General features: G+C 74.3%; 11 protein-coding genes. 2 read left to right on the top strand and 9 right to left on the bottom strand.

Annotated features, from left to right (window positions below; genetic code table 11):
- The 3 genes from CHR28_RS17485 to CHR28_RS17475 all read right to left on the bottom strand — a co-directional run.
- On the bottom strand, positions 1-713 hold a 713-nt coding region (locus CHR28_RS17485; protein ID WP_373453361.1), incomplete at its 3' end, for a helix-turn-helix domain-containing protein.
- 382 nt (positions 714-1,095) lie between these two features.
- Positions 1,096-1,656: a DUF3017 domain-containing protein gene (locus tag CHR28_RS17480; protein WP_094054558.1), complete on the bottom strand. Its 561-nt coding sequence runs from the start codon at positions 1,654-1,656 to the stop codon at positions 1,096-1,098.
- Positions 1,646-2,500: a bifunctional methylenetetrahydrofolate dehydrogenase/methenyltetrahydrofolate cyclohydrolase gene (locus CHR28_RS17475; RefSeq protein WP_094054557.1), complete on the bottom strand. Its 855-nt coding sequence runs from the start codon at positions 2,498-2,500 to the stop codon at positions 1,646-1,648. The genes CHR28_RS17480 and CHR28_RS17475 overlap by 11 nt, the downstream gene beginning before the upstream one ends.
- A 275-nt stretch (positions 2,501-2,775) precedes the next feature.
- On the opposite strand from CHR28_RS17475, the gene CHR28_RS17470 reads away from it, so the two are divergent.
- On the top strand, positions 2,776-3,357 hold the full coding sequence (locus CHR28_RS17470) for a hypothetical protein (RefSeq protein WP_094054556.1): 582 nt from the start codon (positions 2,776-2,778) through the stop codon (positions 3,355-3,357).
- 309 nt (positions 3,358-3,666) lie between these two features.
- Positions 3,667-5,232 (top strand): protein kinase domain-containing protein, encoded by a 1,566-nt coding sequence (locus tag CHR28_RS17460; protein ID WP_094054554.1) that lies wholly within the window; start codon positions 3,667-3,669, stop codon positions 5,230-5,232.
- Here CHR28_RS17460 and CHR28_RS17455 read toward each other — a convergent pair.
- The 6 genes from CHR28_RS17455 to CHR28_RS17430 form a co-directional block, all read right to left on the bottom strand.
- Positions 5,201-5,980, bottom strand: coding sequence for an HAD-IA family hydrolase (locus tag CHR28_RS17455; RefSeq protein WP_256984283.1), 780 nt, complete (start codon positions 5,978-5,980; stop codon positions 5,201-5,203). The genes CHR28_RS17460 and CHR28_RS17455 overlap by 32 nt on opposite strands.
- Before the next feature lie 15 nt (positions 5,981-5,995).
- Entirely contained in the window at positions 5,996-7,048 is a 1,053-nt protein-coding gene (locus CHR28_RS17450; protein ID WP_094054553.1) for a ScbA/BarX family gamma-butyrolactone biosynthesis protein, read from the bottom strand.
- Between the two features lie 132 nt (positions 7,049-7,180).
- Positions 7,181-8,194 carry an NADP-dependent oxidoreductase gene (locus tag CHR28_RS17445; protein ID WP_094054552.1) on the bottom strand — a complete coding sequence of 338 codons (1,014 nt, stop codon included), beginning with the start codon at positions 8,192-8,194 and terminating at the stop codon, positions 7,181-7,183.
- A gap of 67 nt (positions 8,195-8,261) precedes the next feature.
- Positions 8,262-9,020 carry an HAD family hydrolase gene (locus CHR28_RS17440; protein ID WP_094054551.1) on the bottom strand — a complete coding sequence of 253 codons (759 nt, stop codon included), beginning with the start codon at positions 9,018-9,020 and terminating at the stop codon, positions 8,262-8,264.
- Complete coding sequence (locus CHR28_RS17435) at positions 9,010-9,273, bottom strand: acyl carrier protein (RefSeq protein WP_094054550.1); 264 nt, start codon at positions 9,271-9,273, stop codon at positions 9,010-9,012. Before CHR28_RS17435 ends, CHR28_RS17440 begins: the two co-directional genes overlap by 11 nt.
- Positions 9,274-9,323: 50 nt before the next feature.
- The gene (locus CHR28_RS17430) at positions 9,324-10,337 is read right to left on the bottom strand and encodes a beta-ketoacyl-ACP synthase III (RefSeq protein ID WP_094054549.1); all 1,014 of its coding nucleotides are present in this window, start codon (positions 10,335-10,337) and stop codon (positions 9,324-9,326) included.
- Between the last annotated feature and the right edge of the window lie 38 nt (positions 10,338-10,375).

The raw sequence follows: 10,375 nt of genomic DNA, 5'->3' as shown, positions 1-10,375 counted from the left end.
TGCCGCCCGCCGTACGCGCCGCCCGCGCTCGCGCTCGCGGACGGGGTCCGGGCGGTCGCGCCCGGCGCTCCGGCCGCGTTCCCCGCGCCGGGCCGGGTGCCGGTGCCCGGGCCGGCGGTGCGTCCGCCCGCTCCCGGCCCGGTCGGCGACGGGCCCTTGTACCCGGCCAGCCCCCAGGAGTTGACGTCGGTGCGGTCCTCCCCCGGACCGCTGCCGGTGGAGTCCTGGACCTCGGGCGCCGTCGGCTGCGGCGGCACGCTCGGGACGACGCCGGCCGGGCCCGCGATGCCGGGCGTGACCGTGGCGCTGCCGCTCCGGCGGGACGGCTTGCCGCCCCCGGGTCTTGCGTCCTCCTTGGAGCCGGCCGCGGCGGCGCCGAAGTCCTGGCCGCCGAACTCGCCGAGCGCGGCGCGCGCCTGCGAGATCCGGATGGCCTCCATCGTCATGTCGTGGCGCATCTCCGAGCGGCTCCAGGCACGCTCGGCGAGCTCCCACATGGTGGTGAGGTGCACCGGGTTGGTCCCGGTGACCTCGGCCAGGGCCACGATCGCGCCCTTGGGCGCGAGCAGCCGGCCGTTCAGATATCGCTCCCACGACGTCTTGCTGTAGCCCGTGCGGTCCGCCACCGACGCGATGCTCAGACCGCTGCGGTCCACGAGCCTGCGCAGCTGGCTGGTGAACTCCCTGATCTGCGGATCGAGCTCATCCGGCAAGGCCTTCCAACGAGGCATTGCTTCCCCCCTCTTCCCCCGGGTAGTGCTGTTCTTTCCCGCGCTGTTCGCCCCGCGCGTGGCGGCCTCGGCCGATCCCCGTTGTGGCTACCCACAGGGATGCGCCCAGTCAGGATCTCAGTTCCCCGACGGGGGGCGCACGGAAGCATGGTGCCCGCGCGCGATACACCCTGGACCGTCCCGATTGTCCACGCCAACCCCCGTGTCGCACCACTTCGTGCGGAATCGGAAGCAGGACGTACCGGAACCGTCACTTCCGTGCCACAGCGTACTGACAGGCGTTGAACAGGCCGTTCGCGGTGCACAAAAGTGGATCGCGGCGGCGGCCCGTCCTTCCTCGGGGGAGAGGACGGGCCGTCGTCGGTCACTCGCTGGTGACCGTGAAGTGCAGGGTGTCCTTCAGGAACGGGATCTGCAGCAGCGGATGCGGCTGGGCCATCAGCGCCAGCAGGACGATCACGGTGCCCAGCACGCCGTACGTGACGATGTCCGTGAAGCGGGAGCGGACGGCGAGCATGCCCACGTCCGGCAGCAGCCAGCGCATCGCACCGCCGCCCAGCAGGGCGACGCCGATCAGCAGCGTCCCGAGCCGGAACTGGTCGAACGCGGTGATCAGCAGCCCGAGCCCGGCGAGCCCCAGCACGGCGAGCACGGGCCACTGCCGCGCCGGCGCGGGCGCGTCCCCGGACGCGGCCCGGCCGCCGCCCTCGGGGCGCGCGGTGTCCTTGGTGAACAGCGGGAACCGCCGGGTGACCCGCCGCGGCCGCCCCTGGGCGTCGGGGGCGCTGACGGGGTCCCGGACGGTGAGCTCGTCACCGTCGGCGCCGTCCGCCGCACCGGGGCCACCCCGGCCGTTCGGCTCGTCCGGGTCGTCCGGGCCGGGCGCGGCGCTCGGCGCGCTCGCTGCGTTGCGGTCAGCCGGCACTGCGCTCCGCCGCCTCGACCACGTTGACGAGCAGTTGCGCGCGGGTCATCGGGCCGACTCCGCCGGGGTTGGGCGAGATGAAGCCGGCGACCTCGGCCACGTCGGGGTGGACGTCGCCCACGATCTTGCCCTCCGCGCTGCGGGAGACACCGACGTCGAGCACGGCCGCGCCCGGCTTGACGTCCTCGGCGCGGATCAGATGGGCGGAACCGGCCGCGGCGACGATGATGTCCGCGCGCTTCAGGTGGGCCGACAGGTCGCGCGTGCCGGTGTGGCACTGGGTCACGGTCGCGTTCTCGCTGCGCCGGGTGAGCAGCAGCGGCATCGGGCGGCCGATGGTCACGCCGCGTCCGACCACGACGACCTCGGCGCCCTTGATCTCCACGCCGTACTGCCGCAGCAGGGTCAGCACGCCGTTGGGGGTGCAGGGCAGCGGCGCCGGCTCGTTCAGGACGAGGCGGCCGAGGTTCATCGGGTGCAGGCCGTCGGCGTCCTTGTCCGGGTCCATGAGTTCGAGGATGCGGTTCTCGTCGATGCCGCGGGGCAGCGGGAGTTGCACGATGTAGCCGGTGCAGGCCGGGTCCTCGTTCAGCTCGCGCACGACCGCCTCGATCTCCTCCTGCGTGGCGGTGGCGGGCAGCTCGCGCTGGATGGAGGCGATGCCGACCTGCGCGCAGTCGCGGTGCTTGCCGGCGACGTACTTCTGGCTGCCGGGGTCGTCCCCGACCAGGATCGTGCCGAGGCCGGGCGTGACGCCCTTCTCCTTCAGCGCCGCCACGCGGGCGGTCAGATCGGACTTGATCGCGGCTGCGGTGGCCTTGCCATCGAGAATCTGGGCGGTCATGACCCCATCCTCGCGGATGACCCCGCCCCGGTTCCAATCCGCCCGCAATCCGGGCACCGCGGGTGCGCTCCCCCCGTATCCGCCCATGATCAGCGATGTTGCACTTGCACAACACATCGGGAATGCGGCTGGACAAGCCGGTCAGTGGTGCAGAACGATGACCTGACTAGTGCCGCGGGCAGTTCAACGGGGGGACGGTCGCAATCTGAAGAGCTCTCCTCCGTACGGACGGCACGCGTCGTCCCCGCACTCGGAACAACGGAGGAAAGTCCGCCATGAGCTTCGGCGACCCGAACAACCCCTACGGCCCGCCCCAGGGGCAGCAGCCGCAGCAGCAGGGCTACGGCTACCCGCAGCAGCAGGGACAGGCGCCCGGCTACGGCTATCCGCAGGCCCCTCCGGTCTCCCCCTACGGCGGCGGCCCGGCCGCCCCGGCCACGATGCCCGGCTCGGTGAGCGCGGCCCGCGTGATGCTGTGGGTCATCGTCGGTCTGCAGGTCCTCGGTGTGGCGATCTTCGCCTTCTCCGCCGTCGCGCTGAACGCCGCGAAGGACGACGAGGCCCTCAAGGACAACACCGCCTTCCAGGACCTGGTCGGTGACTCGACCGGCGTGATCTGGGGCTACGTCGTGTTCGGCCTGGCCTGGCTGGTGTTCGCCGCCGTGCTGGCGACGAAGTTCAAGAACGGCGGCAACGGCGCCCGGGTCACCATCCTGGTCTTCGCCATCATCACGGCCGTCCTCGGCATCTACCCGTTCGTCATCGTGGGCCTGGTGCACACGATCCTGGCCGTCCTGGTGGCGGTGTTCGTCGGCAACGCGGCCGGCAAGGCCTGGTTCAACCGCCCCCGCTACTGAGCGGACCCGGTCGAGCGGACCACTTCACGCCAATCACATCCAAGGGCCGTGTCTCACCCGTACGAGGGGGGCACGGCCCTGGTGCGTCGTCCTAGTCTGACGGTGGTAGCTGTTCAGGCACGGGGAGAGCACCTTGTACAGCATCGTCGTGGTACCTCCGCCGACCACGGAGGACGAGCGAGACCGCACCCCCATCCGCTGCGCGCCCGGCCCGTATCCCACGCCCGGCGCGCCCGACAACGTTGCCCACTGCTCCGTCCGCGCCGCGTCCGGCGCCGGACCGGCCGCCCCGCCGGGCGAGGTGACCCGGTGACGGAGCCCTACGCCGTACCCGTACCCAAGGGCTACCGGGTCGGCGTCTGGGAAGTGCGCGAGCCCCTCGCGACCGGCGCCTTCGGCAGTGTGTACACGGCCCGGCGCGTCGGCGACAGCGACGTGCTGCCGCCCACGGCCGCCCTGAAGTTCCTGCCCACCGGCACCGCGACGCCCCGCCGGCTGGCCCACCTGCGGGAGTTGATCGAACGCGAGGTGGAGCTGTACCGGCGGCTGCGGCATCCGCGCCTGGTGCGGATGTACGAGACGCTGACCGTCGACGACCCCGGCCGCCCGGGGCTGGACGGCGCCACCGTCCTCGTCCTGGAGCGCGCCGAGGGCTCGCTGTCCGCCCTGCTCGCCGCCACGCCCCGGCCCGCGGCCGGCCCGGCCCTGCTCGCGCAGATCTGCGAGGGGCTGGCCCAGCTGCACGGCGCCGGCTGGGTGCACGGCGACCTGAAACCGGCCAACGTCCTGCTGATGAAGGACGGTTCGGTCCGGCTCGCCGACTTCAACATGGCCGCCGAGCTGGAGGGCACCCACGCCTACACACCGGCCTTCTCCACCCCGGACTACACCCCGCCCGAGCTGCTGTGGACCGAGATCGGCGAACGCGGCCGCCGGATCCGCGCCTCCGCCGACGTCTGGGCCTTCGGTGTGCTCGCCCACCTCGTGCTCACCGACTCCTTCCCGCTGCCCGGCGCCACCCCGGCGGCGCGCCGCGACGCCGCCGCCGCCTACGCCCGCGGCACCGACGAGCTGCGTCTGTCGCCCCGGCTGACCGACGACTGGCGGGAGATCATCTCCGCCTGCCTCACCCGCACCCACGAGCACCGCATCACCGCCGAGGCGCTGCTGCGCCGTGTCGAGGCGGCCGCCGGCACCCGACACGGCCCCTTCCGCCTGCCCCGTCTGCGCCCGGGCCGCCGCCGCCCGCGCCGGGCCTCGGTCGTGGCGGGCGCCGCCGCCGGCGTCACGGCCGTCGCCGCGCTGGCCTACGGCGTCAGCGTCTGGGGCGACGGCGGACGCGGCGGGGGCAGCGGCGCGGGGGCGACGGCGAACGTCTCCGCCGCCACGTACGGCGCCTCCGACCTGCGCACCGACCGCGGCATCCCGCCCGCCTACCGGCTGCTGATCGTCGAGACGGCACACGACTGCGACCAGCAGGAGGTCACACCGGCCCTGATCGCCGCCATGCTGAAGGTGGAGAGCGACTTCGACCCCGATCTGTCCGACCCGGCCAACGACGAGTACGGCATCGCCCGCTGGACCCCGCGCGTCCTGCGCTGGTGGATGAACGAGGACGGCACCCCCGGGGAGACCGTGCCCCAGCCCCCGTTCCCGCCGGCCGAGTCCATCCCGGCGATGGGCCGCTATCTGTGCTGGATCGCGCCCCGCCTGCACGACGACCTGAGGGGCGACCGGCAGGTCCTGGTCGCGACCGCCTACCGCACGTCGTTCGACACGGTGAACAAGGCGGGTGGCGTGCCGCCGGACGTACGGAAGTACGCCGGCCGCGTCGCCCACTACCTCAAGGAGTACGCCCCGCCCGGCCGGAAGTGAGCGGGCCGGTGGCGGGCAGCGTGCCGGCCGCCGGGAGCGTGCCGGGGCCGGGCAGCGGGATGCCCAGGAGCGCGGACAGCTCGCCGGACGCCTGCGCGTCGTCGCGGAAGCACACGGTCCGCCAGCCCGCCGCGGCGGCGGCCGCGCAGTTCTCCGGCAGGTCGTCGACGAGGACGTGGCGGGCGGTCGGGGACGCCGCCGCCGCGATGCGGAAGACGGCCGGATCGGGCTTGCGCACACCGACCCGGCACGAGTCCACGACGGCGTCGAAGCGGCCCGCCGGAGCGGTGATGCGCCGCCAGTGCCCCTCCCACTCGGGCACGTTGTTGGTGAGCAGCCCGACCGGGTGACCGGCGGCCCGGACGGCGCGGACCACCGCCGCCATCACCGGGTTGCCCGGCCGCCCGCCCAGCCACTGCTCGCCGAACCGCTCCAGCCGCGCGGCGCCCAGGTCCAGGCCCGGGTGGCGGGCGCGCAGCGCGGCCCGGACCCGTGCTCCCCACTCGGCCTCGCTGATCCGGCCCAGTTCGAGCGGGGCCAGCGGGTGCATCCCGAGGTCGGCTCCCACGTCGGCCACGGCCCGGCGCAGCCGCTCGGGCGAGATGCCGGTCTCCTCGGCGTACCGGGCGTACAGCTCGTCCATGGTGGGGGTCAGGACACCGCCGAAGTCGAACCAGACGGTGGTGGCGGACGCCTCACCCTCCGGGGCGTGCGCCGGTGGGCGGTGGTCGTCACGCGTGGTCGTCACGGTGCGCCGCCCGTCTCAGGCGGCGGTCAGGAGCCGGGGGCGGGGGCCCGGCACCATGACGTCGCGGCCGCCGCAGCCACCTCGCTCCGACAGCGCGCGCTCCCGCACGGCGAGGGTCACCCGCGCCGTCGCCAGCACGTCGCCCTCCTGTTCCAGGACCAGGTCGAGCACGGGGCGGCCGTCGGCCCCCTCGGCCACCCGGGCGCGGCAGTCGGTGGGCAGCTCGAACTCGCCGAACTTGCGGAACGCCACCTCGCAGCCGGTGAGCGCCAGGTGCTGGGGAGCGACGTCGAGGCCGCACAGCTCACGGGCGGCGGCGGTGGCCGTCTGCCGGAGTGCCTCGAACATCACCGCGCCCGGAATGTGGTCGACGTAGTGGTCGAAGAGGGCGGGGTGGCCGCGGTCGACGACCACCTGGGCCACCACCTCCGAAGTGGAGGACACGGTCACCCGCCCCAGGACGACGTTGGCGGACAGCTCACGGCCCACCTGCTCGGGCGCCAGCCGGTTGACCAGCGGGTGCGCGCGGTGCGGGGTCCGGGCGAGAGCGGCCCTGGCGCGGGTGCGCAGGTGCAGCATGCTCCGGCGCGGTATCCACCGGTAGGCCAGCCGCATGGTCGCCGCCGCCCTGCCGTCGACCGACGCCCGCACCTCCGCGGTGGCGCCGCAGGGCCGACCGGCCCGCTCCCGGACCTCGGTGAACTCGCCCTCCACGGTGACGGCGGCGGGTCCCTCGCCGACGCACAGCGCCTCGGGGTCGGTCACCTCCAGCACGCCCAGGTCGAAGACGAAGCTGCTGTCCGCCGGTGCCGCGAGGTACTCGTGCGAGGCGAGGATGCAGGACTGGCGGAAGATCTCCAGTACGAGCAGCGGGTCGTAGGACGGGGCCGTCCGTGCGTCCGTGACGTGGTCGCTGTAGTACAGGTGCGCGCGGGGCGGCTGGGCCGCGACCCGGAAGGTGCGCTCACCGGTGCGCAGCGCGTCGGTCAGGAAGCACTCGCTCACGGCGGCACGGTGGGTGAGGGCGCGATCGACGGTCCGGGCGTAGGAAAGGACCCCGTCTGTCATGGGTGTTGCCTCCTCGGGCGGGTTCGTGTCGGGTCGGGCTGAGCGGTGCGGTACTGCGGGGCGGCTGCCGGGGCGACGGCGGGGCGGGGACCGCCGCCGGCCCGGCAGGGCCCGGTGAGGGGTGACGCCCGGTCAGGGACCGGCGGTGGGTCGTCCGTCGAAGGCCCCGTCGAAGACGAGGAGCTGGCGTCCCCGCACACCGCCCGCGGCGAGCCGGCGGTGGGCCTCGGGCGCGGCGGACGGGGCGAGCAGCGTGTCCGTGCGCGGCGAGATCAGTCCCTCGCAGGCGAGCGCGGCGAGTTCGGTGAGGGCGGCGGCCTTGTCCGGGTGGGCCAGGACGTTGAGTTCGTGGCGCACGATGCCGCGGGGCGGGTCCAGCGGGCCCGGGCGGCAGGTCGCCACGGCACCGCCGTCCCGGACGGCGCCGAGGATCGGTGCGCCCAGGACGGCGGCGTCCACCAGCGCGTCGACGCCCTCGGGCACGGCGCGGCGGTACCGCTCGGCGAGCGAGGCCGCCGCCGCGTCGGGCTCCTGCGGCGTGTCCGTCGGCTCCGCGTGCCGCGGCACGATGATCTCCGCGCCGAGCTGCTTGAGCAGCGGCTCGTCCTGCGCGGCCGCCTCGGCGACCACGCGCAGGCCGCGGTGGACGGCGAGCTGGATCACGAAGCCGCCGAGCGCGCCGGCTCCGCCGGTGACGGCCAGGGTGGCCCCGCGGCGGAGCCCGAGCAGGGCGAGCGCCTGATGGGCGGTCAGCGCGTTCATCGGCAGCCCGGCCGCGTCGATGAGGTCCAGGCCCGGCGGGACCAGGACCGTGTCGGCGGCCGGGACGACGACGTACTCGGCCTGGGCCCCGCCCTGCGGGCGGAACGGGTTGACGAAGGCCATGACCCGGTCGCCCAGGGCGAACAGGGTGCCGGCGCCGGCGGCGTCGACGGTGCCGGACACGTCCATGCCGGGAATGTACGGGGGCTCGAAGGCGGCCATGTAGGCCGCGAGTTCGCCCGAGCGGAGCATGAGGTCGGTGGGGTTGACGGCCGCGGCGGCCACGCGGATGCGCAGCTCTCCGGGGCCGGGGTCCGGTATCCCCCGGTCGATGACCTCGAGCACGTCCGGTCTGCCGTATTCCAGGATTCCGACTGCGCGCATGGTGGATCTTCCGTGTGGGGCCGTGAGGCCTGCGGGTGGGTGGTCTCGTACGGGTGCGACGGGGCGGTCAGGCCGGGCGTCGCACGGCGGTGGACGGCGCCCGGGCCGTCCAGAGGGGCTCGGGGAGCCGCAGCGCCGGCGCCGCGGGCGGGGCGGGCAGCAGGCGCCAGCCCTGCCGTGCGGCGACGGCGCGCAGTTCCCGGTCGCCGCCGACGACCACGCCCCGGCCCGTGGCCCGCAGCATGGGCAGGTCCGAGACATGGTCGCCGTAGGCGGTGGCGGCGGCCGGGTCGATGCCGTGCTCGGCGCACCAGGACCGGACGGCGTCCGCCTTGGTGCTGCCGATCATCGTGACCACCGCGTCGCCGGTGTAGTGGCCGAGCAGGGTCTCGGGCTCCGTCGCCAGGACCGCGTCCACCTCGAGCAGGCGGGCCAGCGGCGCGAGGAGCGCCGGGAAGGAGCCCGAGACGAGCACCACAGGCTCCCCCGCCGCCTGGTGCCCGCGCAGCGCCGCGACGGCGCTGTCGTGCAGGAAGCCCTCGGACTCCAGCTCCGCGCGGAACCAGTCCTCGGCCAGGTCCGCCACGTACGAGACGCCGAGCCGGGCGTAGCTGGCGAAGTAGGCACGGTTGGTGCGCGACCGGCAGACGCCCGCCTCGGTCATGGCGCGCAGGCGCTGCCGTTCCTCCGTGTAGGCCTGCGGGGGGCGTCCCTCGACGGCGAAGCGGTACTCGAGGAACCGGAACAGGGTGGTCCCGGTCGTGAGTGTCCCGTCGACGTCGAAGAACGCGGCCCCCGGAGCGCCGGCCGGGCCGTCACCGGGCAAGGCGGGCGCCCTTCGCGCTGAGCAGCCGTGCGGTCTCGGCGACGTTGGACGCCTCGAGTATCTCGTCGTCGCCGATCTCCACCCCGTACACCTTGGACAGGTGCACCGCGAGTTCCAGCAGGACGAGGGAGTCGAACTCCATGTCCTCGTACGGCGTGGTGGCGGTGGAGTCCTGCGGTGCCTCGAACTTGCCGCGGACGATGTCGAGCACGGCGTCGGTCAGGTCGCCGGGGGCGGTGGTGGGTGCGGTCATGGTGTCCTTCTCCTTGGTCTGCGAGGGCCGGCGGGTGGAGCCGGGTGTGGTCAGGCGGGTACGACGTCGGGCCAGGTGAGGGCCGCGGAGCCCCAGGTGAGCCCGCCGCCGAAGGCGGTGAGCAGCACCCGCTCCCCCACCGTGAGGGAGTCCGAGGCCGCGGCGTCCGCCAGGGCGATGGGGATGGAGGCGGCCGAGGTGTTCCCGACCTGGTCGAGGTTGACCACCGCCCGCTCGGCGGGGACGCCGAGCTGCTCGGCGACCGCCCGCAGGATGCGGACGTTGGCCTGGTGGCCGACCAGGTGGCCGAGGCTCTCGACGGGCCAGCCGATCCGGTCGAGCAGCGACGTGGACGACTCGCTCATGCGCTGCACGGCCGAGAGGAAGACCTTGCGGCCCTCCATGGCGAAGTACTCGTCGCCCGGGGCGGGTTCGGTCAGCGCGGCGCGTTGCCGCGAGCCCCCCGCGGGGATGCAGATGACGTCCTTCTGTGTGCCGTCGGAGCCGAGTTCGAAGCCGTGCAGGGCTCCGGGCAGGTCCGCGTCGCCCGCGGTGAGGACGACCGCGCCGGCCCCGTCCCCGAAGATCACCGAGGTGGTGCGGTCGGCCGGGTTGAGGATCGTCGAGTAGGTCTCGGCGCCGATGACCAGGGCGGTCTTCGCCCGGCCGGTGCCGATGGCGTTGGCCGCGGTCTCCAGCGCGTAGACGAACCCGGAGCAGACGGCGCTGATGTCGAACGCCGCGGCGCCGACGAGGCCGAGCCGGGCCGCGACGTCGGGCGCGGTGGCCGGGCACAGGTGGTCGGGCGTGGTGGTCGCGAGGACCACGAGGTCGACCGCGCCGGGCTCGGGGTCGACGCCCGCGGACTTCAGCGCGCGGTGTCCGGCCTCCACGGCGAGGTCGCCGGTGGAGGTGCCCGGGTCCGCCCAGCGCCGGCTGCGTATGCCGGTTCTGGACGTGATCCATTCGTCGGTGGTGTCGAAGCGGTCCGCGAGTTCTTCGTTGCTGACGCGACGCGGGGGAAGGTAGGCGCCGAGTCCGGTGAGTACGGCGGTCAGGGGCATGTCTCTCGCCTCCCGTGAAGGACCGTGGGCCGCGGGCG

The organism is Streptomyces sp. XY006, assembly GCF_002237655.1.
Classification (GTDB): domain Bacteria; phylum Actinomycetota; class Actinomycetes; order Streptomycetales; family Streptomycetaceae; genus Streptomyces; species Streptomyces levis.
This window is presented reverse-complemented; position numbering and strand designations above follow the sequence as displayed.